Origin of the sequence: Wolbachia endosymbiont (group B) of Ischnura elegans, assembly GCF_947251585.1 — a bacterium.
Classification (GTDB): Bacteria; Pseudomonadota; Alphaproteobacteria; order Rickettsiales; family Anaplasmataceae; genus Wolbachia.
In genome coordinates, this window is record NZ_OX366371.1 from 1,052,934 (window position 1) to 1,072,433 (window position 19,500).

General features: G+C 36.1%; 15 protein-coding genes and 7 pseudogenes. 7 read left to right on the forward strand and 15 right to left on the reverse strand.

What is annotated here, in order from left to right; all coding sequences use genetic code 11:
- Positions 1–15: 15 nt before the first annotated feature.
- From OPR58_RS05415 to OPR58_RS05465, 11 genes and pseudogenes are all read right to left on the reverse strand, one after another.
- Entirely contained in the window at positions 16–363 is a 348-nt protein-coding gene (locus OPR58_RS05415) for a phage tail protein (RefSeq protein ID WP_265022941.1), read from the reverse strand.
- Positions 363–2,654: a phage tail tape measure protein gene (locus OPR58_RS05420; RefSeq protein ID WP_265023127.1), complete on the reverse strand. Its 2,292-nt coding sequence runs from the start codon at positions 2,652–2,654 to the stop codon at positions 363–365. Before OPR58_RS05420 ends, OPR58_RS05415 begins: the two co-directional genes overlap by 1 nt.
- Before the next feature lie 109 nt (positions 2,655–2,763).
- A complete protein-coding gene (locus OPR58_RS05425; RefSeq protein ID WP_264376465.1) occupies positions 2,764–3,021 on the reverse strand; it encodes a phage tail assembly protein in 258 nt (85 codons plus the stop codon).
- Between the two features lie 34 nt (positions 3,022–3,055).
- Positions 3,056–3,562: a phage major tail tube protein gene (locus OPR58_RS05430; RefSeq protein WP_265023128.1), complete on the reverse strand. Its 507-nt coding sequence runs from the start codon at positions 3,560–3,562 to the stop codon at positions 3,056–3,058.
- Between the two features lie 13 nt (positions 3,563–3,575).
- Positions 3,576–4,760 (reverse strand): phage tail sheath subtilisin-like domain-containing protein, encoded by a 1,185-nt coding sequence (locus OPR58_RS05435; RefSeq protein ID WP_265023129.1) that lies wholly within the window; start codon positions 4,758–4,760, stop codon positions 3,576–3,578.
- Positions 4,753–5,304, reverse strand: a complete 552-nt coding sequence (locus tag OPR58_RS05440; protein WP_265023130.1) for a hypothetical protein — start codon at positions 5,302–5,304, stop codon at positions 4,753–4,755. Before OPR58_RS05440 ends, OPR58_RS05435 begins: the two co-directional genes overlap by 8 nt.
- Positions 5,305–5,326: 22 nt before the next feature.
- Positions 5,327–5,824: pseudogene (locus tag OPR58_RS05445) on the reverse strand (hypothetical protein); the annotation flags it as partial.
- Positions 5,825–5,870: 46 nt separating this feature from the next.
- Entirely contained in the window at positions 5,871–6,830 is a 960-nt protein-coding gene (locus OPR58_RS05450) for an IS5 family transposase (protein WP_265023131.1), read from the reverse strand.
- A gap of 111 nt (positions 6,831–6,941) precedes the next feature.
- Positions 6,942–7,823 (reverse strand): annotated as a pseudogene (locus OPR58_RS05455) (hypothetical protein); the annotation flags it as partial.
- The gene (locus OPR58_RS05460; RefSeq protein ID WP_265022291.1) at positions 7,820–8,014 is read right to left on the reverse strand and encodes a hypothetical protein; all 195 of its coding nucleotides are present in this window, start codon (positions 8,012–8,014) and stop codon (positions 7,820–7,822) included. The gene OPR58_RS05460 and the pseudogene OPR58_RS05455, both read right to left, overlap by 4 nt.
- A pseudogene (locus OPR58_RS05465) lies at positions 8,014–8,343 on the reverse strand (hypothetical protein); the annotation flags it as partial. The pseudogene OPR58_RS05465 and the gene OPR58_RS05460, both read right to left, overlap by 1 nt.
- Before the next feature lie 106 nt (positions 8,344–8,449).
- Between OPR58_RS05465 and OPR58_RS05470 the strand changes: the two are divergent.
- A complete protein-coding gene (locus OPR58_RS05470) occupies positions 8,450–9,409 on the forward strand; it encodes an IS5 family transposase (RefSeq protein WP_265022212.1) in 960 nt (319 codons plus the stop codon).
- Positions 9,410–9,454: 45 nt separating this feature from the next.
- Here the strand turns inward: OPR58_RS05470 and OPR58_RS05475 are convergent.
- The 4 genes and pseudogenes from OPR58_RS05475 to OPR58_RS05490 all read right to left on the reverse strand — a co-directional run.
- Positions 9,455–10,330 (reverse strand): annotated as a pseudogene (locus OPR58_RS05475) (hypothetical protein); the annotation flags it as partial.
- 20 nt (positions 10,331–10,350) lie between these two features.
- Positions 10,351–12,287 (reverse strand): annotated as a pseudogene (locus OPR58_RS05480) (DUF4815 domain-containing protein).
- Positions 12,288–12,293: 6 nt separating this feature from the next.
- Positions 12,294–12,977, reverse strand: a complete 684-nt coding sequence (locus OPR58_RS05485) for a hypothetical protein (RefSeq protein ID WP_265023132.1) — start codon at positions 12,975–12,977, stop codon at positions 12,294–12,296.
- Positions 12,978–13,268: 291 nt separating this feature from the next.
- Positions 13,269–13,466, reverse strand: a pseudogene (locus OPR58_RS05490) (hypothetical protein); the annotation flags it as partial.
- 507 nt (positions 13,467–13,973) lie between these two features.
- Here OPR58_RS05490 and OPR58_RS05495 point away from each other — a divergent pair.
- From OPR58_RS05495 to OPR58_RS05520, 6 genes and pseudogenes are all read left to right on the forward strand, one after another.
- Positions 13,974–14,597 (forward strand): reverse transcriptase domain-containing protein, encoded by a 624-nt coding sequence (locus OPR58_RS05495; protein ID WP_265022252.1) that lies wholly within the window; start codon positions 13,974–13,976, stop codon positions 14,595–14,597.
- A 26-nt stretch (positions 14,598–14,623) separates the two neighbouring features.
- The gene (locus tag OPR58_RS05500; protein ID WP_265022253.1) at positions 14,624–15,382 is read left to right on the forward strand and encodes a group II intron maturase-specific domain-containing protein; all 759 of its coding nucleotides are present in this window, start codon (positions 14,624–14,626) and stop codon (positions 15,380–15,382) included.
- A 65-nt stretch (positions 15,383–15,447) separates the two neighbouring features.
- Positions 15,448–15,633: pseudogene (locus OPR58_RS05505) on the forward strand (DNA methylase N-4); the annotation flags it as partial.
- Between the two features lie 32 nt (positions 15,634–15,665).
- Positions 15,666–16,136 carry a hypothetical protein gene (locus OPR58_RS05510; RefSeq protein ID WP_265023133.1) on the forward strand — a complete coding sequence of 157 codons (471 nt, stop codon included), beginning with the start codon at positions 15,666–15,668 and terminating at the stop codon, positions 16,134–16,136.
- 1 nt (position 16,137) lies between these two features.
- On the forward strand, positions 16,138–17,649 hold the full coding sequence (locus OPR58_RS05515; protein ID WP_265023134.1) for an ankyrin repeat domain-containing protein: 1,512 nt from the start codon (positions 16,138–16,140) through the stop codon (positions 17,647–17,649).
- Positions 17,649–19,493 (forward strand): phage terminase large subunit family protein, encoded by a 1,845-nt coding sequence (locus OPR58_RS05520; protein ID WP_265023135.1) that lies wholly within the window; start codon positions 17,649–17,651, stop codon positions 19,491–19,493. The genes OPR58_RS05515 and OPR58_RS05520 overlap by 1 nt, the downstream gene beginning before the upstream one ends.
- The last annotated feature ends 7 nt before the right edge of the window (positions 19,494–19,500 follow it).

The window sequence follows — 19,500 nt, forward strand, 5'->3', positions numbered from 1 at the left end:
TAGTGTAATAATAAATCACTTACTGTAACCTTTTAACTTCAAAATAAACTCAACTTTTCTTGGTTTTCCATCAGGAAAAAATAATATCTGTTTTTCTTCTACATTAGTAATGACAAAATTTCCAAGTATATTTCCTGAATTATCAACTAGAACGTGTGGTTCTTTAGTATCACGTATATTTTTTAGCCGTTCTAAGCCGTTACTCTGATAACGTGGATAAATCACTCCTGTCAGATCAATACATTCAATTCCTGAGCCAATGTTTTGTAGCGACGTTTTTTCAATACATTCAATTGTATACCACCTTTTTTCTTTACTGTATCTTAGGCTTATTGGTTCAAGCTTACATTTTCCAAGCAACATCAATGTAACTCTTCAACTATATCAAAAAGTGCCCCACGTGCTTGTTCTCTAAATCTTTCTATTACTGCATCAGCAACGCTGCGGACATCTTCAGACTTAATGTTGATATTAAACGTTTGATAGAATGCTTGGTTATATACTTTAGATTCCCTATTTTCATATCTACTTTTCTTGAATGCTTTCTCAACTTCTTCTTGTTCCATAGCTCTTTTTTCTTCTATAACACTTTTTACTTTAAAACTCTCAAAATTGCCTTTACTATTTTCTGAAAATTGTTTAACAGCACTATTATTTATCAATGGGTTTCCATTACTGAAAATGCTATTTTTAGAAAGCCTATTAACAACGTTTCCATTATTTTCAAATTTTCTAATCGAGCTATTCTCAGCAAATATGCTACTAACTTTATTTCCTATCCATGAAAAAGTTTCTCCTATGGGTTTAATGAGTGATTTCCAAAAGCTAGAGAAAAAGTCTTTCACTTTTTGCCAGTTAGTTAGAACATAAGCTGCACCAGCAACAAGACTCGCTATTAAAAGTCCAATTGGGTTAGTCATTACAGCGAGTGTTATTGCTCTTAGTCCTGTTACTACTGCAGGAAAAACTATAGCTGATAAAAATGAAAATGTTGCCAATATCGTTGCTTTAAGACCAAAAATTGTACTTCCTAATAAAGTAATTCCGTAGCCTACTCCCACTACTAAGACTTTCAAACTTATCAAAGCTGCTAAAGTACTCATGATTGCCGTAGTTAAAGTTGGATATTTTTCTGCAAAAGAAGCTATACGCTCTGTTATTGCTTTCAAACTTCCAGCTAAATAATTTAAAGTAGGCAACATTACTGACCCTAGATTCATGCCAGCTTCAAATACTGCATTTTTAAGTAATTGTAATTTATTAGCTGTAGTATTTGCCCGATTGTTAAATTCGTCCTGCATTGAAGCGTTATATTTTTCTTTATCAGCTAAATGTTCAATAGCTTTCTTGTAAATGTCTAAGCTTCCTACTAAAAGAGCAATGTCATCTTGAAACCCAGCACCAAATAGATTCATAAGAATACTGGCACGCTCTTGATCGTCTATTCTTTTTAAAGTTTCAAGGAATTGCAATATTGCCTCTTGAGGATTTTTTTTAATAGTTTGTTCGAGCTCTTCTATACTTGTTCCCATCTCATCTAATGCATCGTGAAATTCAGGACTTTGCTCTCTTGCAGTCTGTAGTTTACTGAGAAAGTTATTTATAGCAGTTGCTGCTTTTTCAGGTTGTTTACCTAAACTTATGAACGCACTTGCTAAGCTACTTGCTTGATCAACTTCTAAACCAAACTGTTTAGTATTACCGCCAATTCTATTCAGTGTAAGAACCATTTCCTTTGCTTTAGCAGCAGTATTATCTGAAAGATGGTTTATTATGTTACCTGCATTTTCCATACCATCAACTTTAATTCCATAGACGTTGGATATTTTCGCAATAGCATTACCAGCTTCCTCTGCCGACATATCAAACGCTGTGGTCATTTTAGCAACTACTGTTGTAAACTTCATAAGATCATTTTTGTCAATACCAAGTTGACCACCACTTGCAGCTATTTGTGCTAATTCTGCAGCTGACAATGGTATCTCCCGAGATAATTTCTTTAACTCTTTAGCGAACTTTGATGCTTCATCTTTAGTGTCATTTTGTACAAATTTTACTACCTTTTTAACGTCAGCCATAGCACTTTCAAAGTCAATCGCAACTTTAACTGGAGCTGCAAGCGTTAGCCCTAGCCCAATAGTTTCTATAATTTGTGACTTAAAATGTGCTTTGCTTGCTAAAAAACTTTGGTGACTACGTATTGCAGACCCAAGCTTACCATACTTACCTTTTAGCACTTCAATAGAAGAACCAAGTTTATATTGATCACTTACTAATGACTTAATATTTCTGCCACTTTTCCTTACTTCTTCATTAAATGAATGCAAAGCATCTCTCTTTTTCAAATATGCTTCTTTTGCTTTTGTTGCGGAGGTTTTGGCCTTGTCAAACTCTGCTTTTAAAGTTTTGCTTGGTTTCTCCACCGCTTTCATTTGTTTAGCTAAAGATTTTACTTGATCTTCAAAGCCCTTCCACGACCTCCTGCTAGTCAAAACATCATGACCTAACTGTTTAAACTTTGATACTGACTTTAAAGATGAATCAAGCTTTCTTATATTCTCACCAAGATGAGTAAGTTGACCACTGCTTCCCTTTATTACAGTATTAAAACTGCCATCAAGTACCGCACCTATTTTTATCGATAATACTGACATTTGAACTCCCTAGCTAATTTGCTCCATAAAATAAACTCACTAATCTCCATATCAAGAATGTGCTCAACTCCACCACCTATGATAGAGCCAAGCACTAGTATTTCTGATCTCAAGTTTTTTGGATAATCGGTGAAAAAAAATCCTTTAATACCTCTTGCACTTTTACATAATCAGCAATATCTAACTCTTCAATTGCTTCTTTTGCCACTGATGTCAGGTTGGCAGTCAAAGTTACTTCCTTACTTAGATCACTACCATTAAGTCTCTCAATAGCTAGATAATCTCTAACTTTTGGACGTCTAATGGTAAGCTCTGAGATAGAAATACCATCAACTGTTATTGGATTATCAAGTTTTACTGTTGTCATACTTTCTCCTAAAAAATAAAATTTCGAAATCTTTTTATATGCCTAAAACCGTTTGTAGCAAGGCCATCTGATCAACACCATTTATCTTTCTAATCATATTTTCAGCATCGATCTCTATCAGCTCATTGCCACCTATGGTAAGTTTATAGTAATGAGCAGCTACAGTACACTTCAGCGTTGCTTTTTCAGCAGGTTTCCAGCTACCAAAATCAAATTCTTTGAATATGCCCCTAAGGTTGATAATTACTCCTTCAACCTCATTGCTACCACTACCTTGCATTCCTCCACGGAGCGTTAAAGATACTGAGTTTCCATCTATCAAGCCAAAAAGTCTAAATAGTTCTGAATCATACTCAGCGAAAGTAAAGTCTGCTTCAAGCTTTTCCATGCCCATGTCAATATTTATTGGGATATCCATACCACCAGCACGATATTCTTCGGTTTTTATGGTGAGCTTTGGTAACGTTATCTCATCAATTTTTCCTGCATAACCACGACCATCAACAAATACGTTAAAATTTCTCAGTATTTTCGGTAACATTTTTCTCCCCTTTTTATAATATTGTACCACTCACAAGATGTGACCTGAAAGTAATCCGTTCTGCTGGATATGGTGGCGTGAACTCAAAATCAAAAGACACTTTCCCGCTTGCAATATTTGCAGGCATATTGAGTTCTGGAGTTGCATAACATTTTCCACTGATAATAGCTCCTTGTGCTTTTAAACTTGCCAGATAGGAATTCACCCCCTCAATCACATCATCTATGTAAGTTTTGGTGATATTGCGATCAACTGCCCATAAATGAGCTCGAAGTAAACTATCATTGATTAAATCTGCAGTCCTTCTCACTGACAAAAAAGCCCATTTTGAGTCATTTGAACATGTTCTATTTCCCCAAAGCCTATAGCCATTTTGATGAATTATCGTTGTTACTTCATTTTCATTTAAATGGTTTGCTCTACAATTTGTATTACCGAGCGTAAAATCAATAGGCCTGCTTGTTCCAACAATACCATTTATCTCTTTATTTGAAGGTGAGTGCCAAAATCCTTGTTCGCTATCTACTTTTGCTATTAAACCAGCTACAAATGGGCTTGCTGGCAAGGTTCCTTCTTTTCCTTCAATAAATACCTTAACCCAAGGGTCAACTACGTAAACTCTTGAGCTGCCTACACTTTTTCTCCATTTTATTGCTTCTTCATCATTAGTATTTGGTCCATCTGCAACAATAATTGCTCTTAATTTTTCTGCTATGGAAATTAAAGCACTCACTACTGGATTTACTCCATCTATTTCAGGTAACTGATGAGTAAACTGAGGAGCAATTAATATTCTTGGAGCAATATGAACTATGCTTTCACTACTGAGGAATGCCTCTATCCCTTGATACTCTCCAGTCTCTTTATCAACACCGCCAATTATATTTTGGATAGTTTCACTTTCTTTGAGCTTTGAATCGCTGTTTTCACTTTCTTTAACTCGAATAACTACTACTGTTGCACCAATCTGGGAAAATATTCCATTTACTGCAGAAGGTAAACTGCCACTCTTTCCGAGCTTTGCTGCTTCCTTTAAGCTTCCTGCAACTAACACTGGTTTATTTAGCGGAAATTTTTGCTCATCTGCTTCAGGTGCAGTACCAATTATACCTATCACTGATGATTTAGCTGTGCGTACTGTTCTTGCTCCTGAGGTTACCTCAATAACATTTACTCCGTGTAAAAATTCTTCAGCCATTTCTTTGTATCTTTTGTTTAAAATCGTTTAGTAAGTTCTCTAGCTCATTTTTACTTTTGTCTTCTGCAATTTTCTTCTTGGTAATGTCTTCCAACTCTTCACATTTAATTATTTCTTTTACTGCTTTTTTTACTTTTTCTTCAATTATTCTTGCCATTTCAATAACTGTAATACCACGGACTTTTGCTAAAGGTTCTATAATTTCTTTATCCTTTTCATCTATAGATTCTGGTGCTGCTAGAATGCTTTTTGCTGCTTTTTCTTGTATTTGATACGATTTAGCTTTTTGGTGAGAATTTCCAGCGTATTCGTTAGTATAGTTATTAAAATAAAAACGAAGTGCAGAAAGTTTCGCATTTTCCAATAATTCCAGCTCAATATCTTCCTTATTCCTTTCAACAATTTTCTCTCCTTCTGTTAAACAATAAGTTTTTTGCCAGTCAAAATTCTTTGGCGCTTCATACCAATCATTTCCAATTGGCTTACTTTCAAGCGTTGTTGTTTCTACTTGTTTGTTATGTTCAAATCTAATATAAATTGGCATTGGTTTTCTCCGTTTTCTAGTATCAATTCCAAATTTTATGAGTGGCATCTAATCCTGGGCATTGCCAAGCTCTTAGCGTCCTCTCTACGTCCACCTCAAGCCCTGTAGTTAAAAAATTGCTGCGAAAATTGTATATTCCCCACTGTATAAATTGACCATAGATTGTGCTATACGTATGCTCACTTGCAAAGAACTCAGGTGTCTCACCAACTCTTTCACCTTCTGAGTGAAGATTAGATGACGTATAAAGTAACACTGTAACGGTTTTTCCTGCTGGAATGATTATGTTACCTGATGCAATAAATTCAGGACTGTTAATTTCATGCTGGTAAATACGTGTCCAAGTAATTCTCGAAATCTCTGACTTCCTTGTATTAGTTTTATCAGGTGTACCTATAAATAATCCTGCTCCTCCATAATTAACTTCTTCTTTATACCACATTGCAGATCCAACAAAGTTTAGAGTTTTACTTATATCTACATTGCTTGTGTTTTTTACGAATATTACTCCCAATTCAGCATGGCTTTGTTGCATAGCACTGATAGGCATGTAAATCACAATGAACTTACGCAGCTAATTTAAGTTTAGCCATACCAATATCAGTAAATTTGTTCAGTAAGTAGCACTTAATTAACAGCTCTTTTTCACGATTTACCTCTGATTTATTTTTCAAGCCAAACCCAAATATTTGCTTCAACCTATAGAAAAAGACTTCAATATAAGACCGTGCTCCATACTTAACTTTTTTCTTCCATTCATTAATACCATCTTCATAATTCTCATATGACCTAATTCTACTAATATACTTGTTTCTTTCTGATAAGTAGTCAGCTAAACAAATTTTAGTATCCTTCCTAGGGCGAATAATAGGCACAATATTGTATTTTCTGCATTCTTTATACACACTTTTTATATCATAAGCCGCATCTGCTCGAATAGAACAAATGTTATATTTATCACTGACTTCTTCTAACATATCGCAGACCGGCAAATAGTCTACAGCAACACCACTAGTGTAGTTCATGCTTATTGCTTTCTTATCATTTATGTTTAAAATAACATGTAATTTTCTTACTTGACCATAACCACTGTATTTTCTTTTTCGAATATTAAGCTTACTATGCCCACCGTTATTATTGTAGATACTAACTCTAGTGCTATCTACGGCAATTTCAACATTTTCCAGATCATCTTTATTGCTTCTATGGTCATCAATCTTCAAATTAAGCTTTTTAAATCTTCTGGAAGCTTGTGTATAGCTGATAATCTTAAGTTTTTTGCCTATTTGTACCATATAACCTTTTACAAAACCTACAGCTTGTCTCAAGCCAATTCTAAAAAGATGAACTATTATGTGTATTAAAATTACAACTTTATCACTATAAGTGTTATTGCCACCTGCAACTTTTGGACTATTTTCATACCAATTTTCTATGGCTTGATTAACAAAATGAAAAACATTTCCTCTTTTTTTTAGAAACTCATTATATTCTCTTTGGTTACTTACTCTCATTTTTTGTGGCATAAGTTATACTTGTTTGAAAAATGCCTATTTTACAACAAAATGCGTTAGTAACCATAAGCTTTTCTCCTTACAATAACCTCAACCAACACTAGCTATGCAACAAAGCCATTCAGCATAAGGGTATTTCAGCATATTGAATTGCTCAGAAAATCCATCATACATAAATCTTGGGTATGATTCTCCATAGATAAATGTACCTTTGCTTCCCTCTAAAAAACTGAGTTGTCTTGGCCGATAAAAACTAACATAGCTTGTATCATATGTGTGAGTACCTGCTAGTAGTTGTAGCATATAGTCTGTTTTTGTTACATCACTACTCCACTGACCAAGCTCAGTTGTAAAAGTTCCGTGGCCAAAGTAATTATTTTTTCTACTTAGTACACCAAATAAAAAAGGTAATGCTCCAGGTTCAATCATATGACGATTTCTTACTTCTTTCATGATTGATGAGCCACTTGGTACATCATTAACAGTACGGAAGTTATTCACTAAACCTTTAAGACCATCTTTATGACTATTACTAATGCTATTTATTGCTGCAATATTGGCATTCTTTCTCGTATCAAGTAGCGATAAATTTGTTGTTCCTTTTTCATCAATTCTCTTTAATAACTGCTTCTCTGATTCAGAGATCACTGCTAAAGAACTAGCTTTTTTATTATCCAGATCAGTTAAGTGTTTTTTTGTACTATCAAGAAGTTCTTTTAGCTTACCATCAGTCATCTGTACAATTTCAGAAACTGCACTTTTGTCGACTATTGATTCCAATGCTTTAGCAAGATATGCTAATTGATCTGGTGTACTGTTTTCTGCTAAATCCTTAAGCCTCTTTTGTAGTGCATCAATTATCTCTTTTACCTCAGTCATCTGCACAATGTCAGCAATAGCTTTTTTATCTGCTATCAATTCCAGCGATTTTGCAAGATATGCCAGTTGATCAGGTGTGCTGTTTGCTGCTAAATCCTTTATCCTTTGGTATATTGCTTCTTTCATTCCCAAAAATTCAAAAAAGTTTCAAATCTAAATCGTTTAAAATTATTTTTTAGTTGATTATGCTCATCTTCTCTTTCGGTAATATCTTCATCTATTTTTTCTATAGCTCTTCGAATACGTACCACATCTTGAACTGCAATATTTTCTGGATGAGGCAGTGGATATTCTCGTTTGGTTTGGTCAACAGTCATTATGTGACAATCACTCTGAGATTTTTTACCTTAGGGCGATAAACAACTGTTCCACTTAAAACTAATTTTACCCTAGTCTCATTGCCATTAAAGTTTGTCAGCACATGAGTTCTCTCTACCCAATTTTCTCCAATTGGTTTTCCTGATGTTAAATTTACTAATTGCCATCCTTTGACGCTTTGTTCCACATATGCTTTAACATCTGCAGTGCCAGGTATTAGCGCATCATATGTTATGGTGATCTTGGTGTTAGCTCCTGCTGTAATGCTTCTCGTTACATAATCTCCGGACTCTGAAAGATTACCTAGAACTAGCTGTAACCCAGGATGGCTTTGTTGCATAGCTAGTGTTGGTTGAGGTTATTGTAAGGAGAAAAGCTTATGGTTACTAACGCATTTTGTTGTAAAATAGGCATTTTTCAAACAAGTATAACTTATGCCACAAAAAATGAGAGTAAGTAACCAAAGAGAATATAATGAGTTTCTAAAAAAAAGAGGAAATGTTTTTCATTTTGTTAATCAAGCCATAGAAAATTGGTATGAAAATAGTCCAAAAGTTGCAGGTGGCAATAACACTTATAGTGATAAAGTTGTAATTTTAATACACATAATAGTTCATCTTTTTAGAATTGGCTTGAGACAAGCTGTAGGTTTTGTAAAAGGTTATATGGTACAAATAGGCAAAAAACTTAAGATTATCAGCTATACACAAGCTTCCAGAAGATTTAAAAAGCTTAATTTGAAGATTGATGACCATAGAAGCAATAAAGATGATCTGGAAAATGTTGAAATTGCCGTAGATAGCACTAGAGTTAGTATCTACAATAATAACGGTGGGCATAGTAAGCTTAATATTCGAAAAAGAAAATACAGTGGTTATGGTCAAGTAAGAAAATTACATGTTATTTTAAACATAAATGATAAGAAAGCAATAAGCATGAACTACACTAGTGGTGTTGCTGTAGACTATTTGCCGGTCTGCGATATGTTAGAAGAAGTCAGTGATAAATATAACATTTGTTCTATTCGAGCAGATGCGGCTTATGATATAAAAAGTGTGTATAAAGAATGCAGAAAATACAATATTGTGCCTATTATTCGCCCTAGGAAGGATACTAAAATTTGTTTAGCTGACTACTTATCAGAAAGAAACAAGTATATTAGTAGAATTAGGTCATATGAGAATTATGAAGATGGTATTAATGAATGGAAGAAAAAAGTTAAGTATGGAGCACGGTCTTATATTGAAGTCTTTTTCTATAGGTTGAAGCAAATATTTGGGTTTGGCTTGAAAAATAAATCAGAGGTAAATCGTGAAAAAGAGCTGTTAATTAAGTGCTACTTACTGAACAAATTTACTGATATTGGTATGGCTAAATTTAAATTAGCTGCGTAAGTTCATTGTGATTTACATGCCTATCAGTGCTATGCAACAAAGCCACCCAGGATAGAGAACAGGACTTTTTTCTCGCCCTCCTTTTAGGCTTGCTTTTACCGTTAGCTCTCCAGATAATCTTTCACGCAGTGCGAGTGGTAAATTATCAGACAGAAAGTTTTCTTTTCCCTCTTCATCTGTTAAGATAAATTCTACATTGGTATCAAATGCTACTTTTTCAACATTTGTTAAAACTATTAAATCTGATACGTTGTTTACAGTAACTTTCCCAAGATCAATAACATAAGAATTTTCACTAAATTTTGCAGCTAGTAGTCGAAACGTTAAATCTAAATTTTGATGTGGAGTCCAGGTACTTGCATTGCTAGACGACAGTAATACTCCTACTTGATATGGCTGACTTGTTACCCAACGACTATTTACTGCATCATATTTGCCAAGCTCTGCTATTTTGACTGCAGTACCCTGATCATCAGTAAGCAGTACTATTGCATACTCCTCTCCTGCATGGCAAAACACTGGTGACCAAGTTATACGTGTTGCTGTGCCATCTACTTTTATATCTTTCGGCTCAATATAGCTTTCAGCAATAACAGTCTGCGAGGGCATTCCCACTGCTGTTTCTCTAATCTGCACAACAACACGTTTTTTGCCGCTATTTGTGAACCATAACTCTACACCTCCTATGTGTCTGCTTTCATTTAGTGTAAATGTCTGGGCTAAAGGATCAATTCTTCTTGCTGCAATAACTCTTCTTCTTTCTTCTATGGTAATTGTTTTTTTACCAGTATAAGTTGCTTCTCCATAACTGCCTTTATCACCGAAGAACTGCACTAACTTAGTCCCAGCAGGAATGTTTCTTGGTACAGTAAATCTTCCTTTTATTTTTCCTCTGTTATCAGCAATAAATGTTGCGATCATGTTTTTCTTTCAAATATTTTCTATGCTTGAGGTTGAATAAAAATTCCATCAAACTTTAATTCCTTAAGCTTTTCACCAGTTGCAAAACCTTCAATCTCAAAATTTTGAGTTGCTTCTCTCATAAATTCAGTTTCGTATGAAGTACTTGACAGCAGCTCTGTCGTTTCTTTAACATTAAATACTCTGGTTACTGGACTTTTCCAATTTGTTTTTACCTCCGTCCAGTGATCTATATTTTTATTTAGAGTAATTTGTGCCGGTACTGGATCAAAAGCTTGGTATGGATTGATCTTTTCTCCTTTAGTCTGTAAAAGCTGCTCCAGTACCGGTTCAAGTTCATACGGCAAAAGATATCTTTCCCCACCTTTTTCAATATCTGCAACTTCTACATCTATTGGCAGAACTAGCTCTCTATTTACTATTGCTGCAGACTGCGAAATTCCTTGATCACGCATATCATCATCAAAGAACGAATCAACAAATACTCCTTTTTTGGTGGTAGGTTCTCTTGAATTTGCATCATTGCGTAAACGCTCCTCTGCAACCAGCGCATAAAGATCATTTATTCCTTTTTTCATTGCTTCAAGCTCATTCATCGGTACAGCATGAATAGCATTATTCACTATTTTTACCCCTTCTTTTTCTCCGTTTTTCCATGTCTGATGAATGTAGCAGAGCAAAAGTTGTCCAGAAGGTGCTTGAGGCATCGATGGTCTCCAAGAGTGGGAAATTCCTTTTATTCTTCTTACCACCCCTTTGCTATCGATAGTAATTAAATCAAAGCGTGGCATTTTCCAGGTGTAATCAATCAAAACCAAGCTGTTATCAACTGCTCCCTTTACTTTGCATCCCTCTTCACTTATATCTTCAGGACTTACATGAGTACGACAGCGGTAAGTTATTTGATAACTACTTCCAGGAGCTGGTTCTTTACCTGGTAATGACCAATCAACGTTTCCTGCGTTTAGTTTATAATCTACACTATTTTCATAAATAACATTACCTTGTTTAATTTGAATAATTTCAAGTACTGCAGAGTCAGGTATTGGATCAACAGCTCCTGAGTATGAACCGTGAGTAATGGTAATGGTTTTTTGAACAGTTATATCTACTTTTTTAATTTCACTTATTGGAAAATCATTCACCTTCAGTTCCATTACTCTTTGGCTATTTGGCTGAAAAGTATGTGGTTCTGATTCAACTGATTTTATATCTGGATCGTCATCAAAAGAAACACGAATACTGTGAGGAAGTTCAATCTCATAGCCATCAACATGAGCTTTGCCCTCATTAATCACAAATATTTTTTCCCCTTTTCGTCCCCTTCTTCTCTCTGCAAACAAATTACTTCTAGACCGTTTACTACGTAAGATCCATTTGCTTCTTTATCATAACGAGCAAGAGCTGTAGTTACTATGTTTGCTTGTGGTGGCGGTGAATGTTCTATTAATACTCCATTTTCAATGTTATAAATTGGATAAAATTCTCCTTCAGAAAAACGTGGAGAAAGACCTTCTGCTTGATAACCCCAAATGGTGGAAACTTTAAGCCTTGCAGCTCCTACTTCCTGATAGTTTCTTGTACCAACTGCAGGATCACGAAGATTTTCGTCCTCAAGTTCTGTAATTGTAGATTCTAGATAATAAACACCTATACGCACTGTGGTACTCAGTGGAATAATAAATTCTTCTTTTTCGACTTTTCTAACTGCTCCACGAAGATAGATTTTTCCTGATTCAAGCGTAACTTTACCAGTTTCTCTATCTATAATACAATTGCTTCCTGTTATAACATCACCATCACGAAATATTGCATCACCTATACCTTTAAGCTTAGAAAGAGCATACTCCTGAGTTTCATTTAATTCTGCAGACTGTAAACCTCTTCCTGCAAGAAATAAGCTTTTCTCATATTCTTTGTCAGGATTAAAGCGGTTATAATAACTATTTAAGGTCATTTTGTTTCAAAAAGTTACAACAAATGAAAAAGTTTCCCGAGTTGCAGATGTTCTGATAAGTGGTACGGTGTGTTCTAAAACTAACAAAATTCCAGGATTTTCCACGTCTTTTGGCTCGAAATATCTCTGTCCTTCAGGTAATCCTTCTTTTATTTTAGTACCAACCATAACCCCTAATTCCCGTATAACTTGATTTGCTGCATCCGTGAAATCGAAAGTGAATTTGAGAAAAAGATTGTTGGTTGGTACATTAGAAGGGTTAAACCTCCCAGAAGGGGTCAAAAGCTCTCCATTTTCATCACCTGTGCAGAATAGCACTTCATCTGCAGTACGTCTGCCAAGCTCATTGAACAGTTTTTGAGACGTAATATGCTCCGGTGGTGTGCTTTCAGTATACTCTACAGTAACTTTATCACTTACTGGAATAGAGCTATTTTCCGTACGTTTTATTAGACCAGTACTACTATCAACTGTATAGTCAACACTTGGCTGATAAGTTGTTTGTCCGATAAAAACTTTTACGTCTTTAATGGGATGGTGATCTAGGGCTATTTCATCCTCAACAAAAACTTTTTCGACTTGATGACTACTTTCCCAATTGGCATCACCACTGCCCCAAGCAAGATGTATAGGCTGTTCTTTTATACTTGCCGCTATTTCTGCTCTTCCTGACTGTGTGAGTATTGACATGTTTGCCCCTCTTACTATATATATACCGGATTTCTCACAGGTTTTTCCGGAAAAAATGAAAATTTTTTTTGAAGTGCATTTCTATGCTTAAATATTCTTTTATCTTAAGAAACCAGAACTACTTTTTTCTTTTGAGAATATCGAAACAATGCTTTTTGACATATTGAAAATCAAAGCTCACAAACAGTTTCAAAAGACTCTGCATTTTATCGCTTCTTCTTTCAGCTTTACGTTTTTTCCTACTGCATCTTTCATAGCCTTCTCAATGACAGCAGTCCAGTTCGTCGTACTTCAAAATGGCAACCAATCAACTTCAGATTGTTCTGGAGTAATAACCGTAGCAATCTTGTTCTTTTCTCCATACTGATCAGCTTCAATACCAACTTTTGCAGTAAATTCTAACCCGTTAAAATCAGCTATAGAGTTGATTTTTCTAGCAATAACTGCTTTCTCTGAAGTGTCATGTGCATGAATATTTCGTGCTGACTGTGTGTCCAGAGAAGGCAAGTATGTTCAGTGGGAGGTAGACCCACCAGGATAAAAGTCGAAGTCCTGTAGCTAGGGTAGCAATGTGGAGGGAAAGCAAAATGTTGAAGCCTACCGACAACGTTATCATAGGATAATGGCGAATTACTAGGCCGTAGCGAAAGCAAACATATAGGTGGCCTCGAAAACGATAAGAACTGAAGGCTGAGCCAGCGGTCAATGGGCGAAAGCAGAATAGGCAGTTGAAAAACGACTGATACAATTGTTCTACTTCAGCGGGGTGGTAGTGATAGCATGGTAATGAGGACATACAAAGCAACTGGAGAAGCCCTCCTCATCCCAAGGAGAAATACCTTGGAGTGGTAGGTTCTATAACTGGAAAACAGGAAAAGAACCGAAGATGAAAGGGTGGCGGATGGGTGTGTAGTAGCGAAGAAGTGGGGTAACGCCCATGGAGCAAAGGCACCCTACTAGTAGAGATCTTTTAACAAAAGGAAGGTAAAGGTAAAAATGACAAAAATGCCAATAAAATTACAAGACCTGAGAAGAAAGATATATATCAAAGCGAAAGCAGAACCGGAATGGCGATTCTGGGGAATCTATGTACACGTCTGCAAGATGGAGACACTAGAAGAAGCATATAAGCTAACAAAGAAAAGCAATGGGGCACCAGGAATTGATGGGGTAACATTCAAATCGATAGAGGCAGAAGGCTTAGAAAAGTATCTTCAGCAAATAAGACATGAACTAATAACCAAAACCTATAGCCCAAATAGGAACCGGAGAAAGGAAATACCAAAAGTTGGGGGAAAACTCAGAACGTTGAACATACCCTGCATCCGGGATAGAATAGTGCAAAGTGCACTAAAGCTAATAATTGAACCGATATATGAATCTGACTTTCAGGACGGATCATATGGATATAGACCCAAGAGAAAAGCGCATGAAGCAGTAAGCAGAGTAGCGAAAGCAGCAATCAAAGGCAATACAAAATGTATTGATGTAGACCTGAAATCCTATTTTGATAACGTACGACATCATATTCTCATGGAGAAAATTGCCAAGAGAATAAATGATAAAGAAATCATGCACTTGATTAAGCTAATCCTTAAGGTAGGAGGAAAACGAGAATAGCGCAAGGGTCGCCTATCTCACCGTTGTTGAGCAATATATACCTCAATGAGGTAGACAAAATGCTAGAGAGAGCAAAAGAGGTGACCAGGGAAGAAAAATATCAACGTATAGAATACGCCAGATGGGCAGACGATTTAGTGATACTGATAGATGGGCACCAGAGATGGGAATGGCTCGAGAAATTAGTGTACAAAAGGTTACAAGAAGAATTAGCAAAACTAGAAGTAAGTGTAAATGAAGAAAAGACAAAAATTGCCAATCTAAAGAGAGGAGAAACATTCGGCTTTCTAGGATTTGACTTTCGAAAGAAAATTACAAAACAAGGAAAGTGGAGAGTACAGATAACACCACAGATGAAAACACGAACAAGCCTACTTCAAAAGTTGAAGAAGGTATTCAGTAACTATAAATCGCAACCAATACGGAGAGTGATTCAGATCATCAATCCGATATTGAGAGGGTGGGTAAACTACTTTAGAATAGGAAACTCAAGTCGAAGCTTCAGCTACGTTAAACAGTGGGTAGAGAAGAAAACAAGACGCAATATGATGCAAGCCAGAAAAGCAAAAGGATTTGGTTGGAAAAGGTGGAGTAGCGAATGTATATATGAGACCCTTGGTCTATATTCGGACTATAGAATAAGATATTACGTTCCGAAAGCCTTACCAGCACAATATGTTATAAACTTTGGTAAGAATCTACTAGGAAAGCGTAGTGCGGGAAATCCGCATGCTGCGTTTGATGAGGCGGGAATTGGAAACGTAAACATGGGAATTTTGGATTGAGGACCAACATGAAAATAATGGATCAGCCACCAAACCCTAAAGAGGCGCGCCAGTTCTCGACCCTACCATTTAGTGGATCTGGTAGCACGCTGATTGCATGTGAGAGAACAGGAAGAAGTTGTAGAACGATAGAGCTAGATTCAAAATTTGTAGATGTAACGATAAAACGTTGGCAAGTATACACGGGAAGAGATGCCATTTTAGCCGATAATGGTAAAACTTTTGCAGAAACTCAAGAAGAAAATTCGTAGAAAAGAGGCACAAAAGAGAGAGGAGAAAAAAAGTGGAAAAGATAACGCAAACAGAATGGGCAAGAGAACAAGGATTTTCAAAGCAATATGTCTGTTATTTAGTAAAAAAAGGAATAGTTGAGTTGGAGGATGGTTTGATCAATAGAGAACAAGCAAATGAAACAGTGGCAGCAATAAGAGATCCAAGTCAGCCACTTAGGAGGAAAAATCCAGAAAACACAAGTAATCTTTCTACAATGTTACTAAAAACTCGAATAAAAAATGAAATGGAACGTGGCAAATTGCTTGAGGCGAAAGCTAAGGCTGAGATAGGAGAACTTGTCTCAGTAGAAGAAGTAAAAACTGAAGCATTTAATGTAGCAAGAGTTATCCGTAATAATTTGCTTAATATTCCAAATAGGGTTTCAGCGCTACTTGCATCACTGAGTGAGACTGAAAAGATTCATAAGACGCTCACTGAAGAGATTACAAACTCACTTGAAGAATTATCTAACCAAATATAAAATGTCTGCTCACTTAAGTTTAGAATTAATAAAGTGCCTCATTAATCAACCTGGATTAGATGTTAATGTTAGAGGGTTAAACGGAAAAACACCACTACATTGCGCTATAGAGTTTGACGAATTAAGCATGGTAGATTTGTTACTCACGAAGAAGAACATTAATCCTTTTGTGGAAGATAATGATGGTAAAACATCTCTTGATTACGCTAAAGAAGGGAAAAAAGCAGAAATATTACAAGCGCTAATTAATAACAAATACGGATCAGAACAAGATAGCTTACTTCACTTAGCTGCAATGATAGGTGAAGTTAATGCAGTTAGATATTTAGTAAGAAAGGGTATTGACGTTAATGTACGAAATGCTTTGCACCATACTCCATTACATCTAGCAGCAGGAATAGGACATGCAGAAGTTGTAAAGATTTTGATAAGAGAAGGAAACGCTGAAATAGATGTCTTTGATGCACGAAATCAGACCCCAATGCACTATGCAGTTAATAACAAAAAGCTGGAGATAGTAAAGTTACTACTGAAGCTAGGAGCAGATGTAAATAGCACGCGCATGGGACAAAGCTCAATGAAATTGTCGGCTCTTCACAACGCTGTAAGCAGCAGTAATTATGATGAACGCGACTTATGCCTTGATATCATAAGATGCTTAATAAGTGCTCCAAACTCCAAGGTCAATTTACAAGATTATGAAAATAAAACACCACTACATTACGCTGAAAAGCTGAAGACAATAGAAGTTTTACTAACTCGAGAAGATATAGATCCATTGGTAAAAGACGATAGCGGCAAGACACCATTTGATTACGCTAAACCTGAGGTAAAGAAGGCTTTGATGAGTAATAAGTACGGTTCTGAAAAGAATAGTCTACTCCATTTAGCTGCACAAAGAGGAGAAATTGAGATTGTAGAGTCTATTTTAAAAGAAGAAATTGATATTGACGTTTCAAATAATAAGAGTCTATCACCGATTTACCTTGCTGCAGAAAAAGGGCATTTACATGTAGTAAAGTTACTGCTGAAAAAAGGAGCAAATTACACACCTGTTTTGCATTTAGCAATCAAGTCAAATAATTTAGAGTTACTTAAAGCTTTGTTTAAAGAAAAGAACGTCAAATTACCAGACGAAAGGAGAGTATCTGTAATAAATTCACCAGTTTATTGTGCTCTGAATAGGTGTATAGAACATAGAGAAGTAAAAGTAAGAAAATACAATAATGTGATCTGCATTTTTACTTCAGTAAGTGCAGTAGCAATGGCAGCATATATAGGCTTAACAGCAACAACAATATATCAAATGCTTACTCTGATAATAGTAACAGCAATAGTTGCATTCACTGTAGCAATAGTTATGAATGATCTTACGCGAAAGTACATAGAAAATGAATCTCAGAAGAAGATGTTTATGGAATTAGAAGGGCAGAAAGGCACAGAAAACGTCAGATCAGAAATTGATAGTGTTGAAGTAGAAAGCTTACACAGAAATTGTTTGAGTGGAGCATAGTGATCTACAGTGCCAGCTTTTATTCAGGATTAAAGCCAGATCCAGAGCTTAAAGTATCAGAGTGGGCGAATGAGTATCGAGTTTTAGCAGCAACTGCAACATCAGAGCCGGGGAAATGGAGAACAGAGAGAACTCCTTATTTAAAAGAAATAATGGATTCACTTTCTCCGTCTTCACCTACTGAAAAAGTAGTATTCATGAAAGGAGCGCAGATTGGAGGAACAGAAGCAGGCAACAATTGGATTGGCTATATCATCGATCAAACACCAGGACCAATGCTAGTAGTACAGCCAACAGTTGAAATGGGAAAACGTTGGTCAAAAGGAAGATTTGCACCACTGATTGAAAGTACACCATGTTTAAAAAGTAAAGTAAAAGACCCAAGGTCAAGAGACTCAGGCAATACTGTACAAAGTAAGGAATTTCCAGGTGGAATAGTAGTAATAACCGGAGCAAATAGCAGTGTAGCACTGAGATCTATGCCAGTAAAATATCTCTTTCTTGATGAAATAGATGCCTACCCAGGAGATTCAGGAGGAGAAGGAGATCCAGTACTGCTCAGTATTGCTCGAACTAATACATTTGCACGGCGAAAGATTTTTTTAGTGTCAACACCAACGATTCATGGAATAAGCAGAATTGAGAAGGAATTTGAAGCAACAGATAAGCAGTACTTTTTTGTACCATGTCCGTATTGTAATTACTATCAAGTTCTAAAATGGTCACAAATTAAATGGGAAGATAAAAATCCAAGTACAGCACACTATATATGTATAGAATGTGGTGAAAAGATAGAAAATCATCAAAAGACAGAGATGCTTGAACGTGGAGAATGGAGGCCTACTAATAGAGTAAAAGGTGAGAAAAAAGGGTTTCATCTTTCAAGTCTTTATAGCCCAGTTGGCTGGTATAGTTGGACTCAAGCAGTAGAAGATTTTCTCCATGCAAAAGAAAGTGAACAATTACTAAAAGTTTGGATAAATACTACGCTTGGAGAAACCTGGGTAGATAAAGGAGAAGTACCAGACTGGAAGCAATTATTTAACAGAAGAGAATTTTTTCCCGTAGGCACAGTACCAAAAGGCGAAGTAGTTCTCACAGCAGGTGTTGATGTCCAAAAAGATCGTTTAGAAGTAGAAGTCGTAGCCTGGGGAAAAAGCCGCGAAAGTTGGTCAATAGAATACCGAGTATTTGAAGGTGATACTGGAGGAGGAGAAGTATGGGGAAAGCTTTCAGAATTACTTAATCATCATTTTATTGGTGAAAATGGGCTTGAGTATATGATAAGCATGATAGCGGTTGATGCAGGGTATGCAACGCAGGAAGTGTATAACTGGGTGAGAAGTCATCAAGGGTCTGGAAGAGTAATGGCAGTAAAAGGTGTAAATAAAGCATTAGTACCACTTAGCAGCCCAAGTAGAGTAGATATAACAGTTGGTGGTCAAAAGCTAAAGAGAGGAATAAAGCTCTGGCCAGTGGGAGTATCGATATTAAAGTCAGAGCTTTTTCAATTACTTAATATTTTGAAAGAAGAAGAGGGAAAAGCTCTACCTGGATATTGTCATTTTCCCGAGTATGCACCTGAATATTTTAAGCAGCTAACGGCAGAGCAATTAGTCAGCAAGGTAGTAAAAGGATACACCAAACAAGAGTGGCAAAAGGTAAGAGAAAGAAATGAAGTACTAGATTGCCGAATTTACGCGAGAGCAGCATCGATAGCACTGGGAATAGATAGATGGCCAGAGAGTAAATGGAATAGTTTAAGTGAAAAACCAGAAAGTAAAAAATCAAAAAAAATAGTCAGAAGCAAATGGATCAGCACCGGAACAGACAAAATCTGTTAAACCAGAA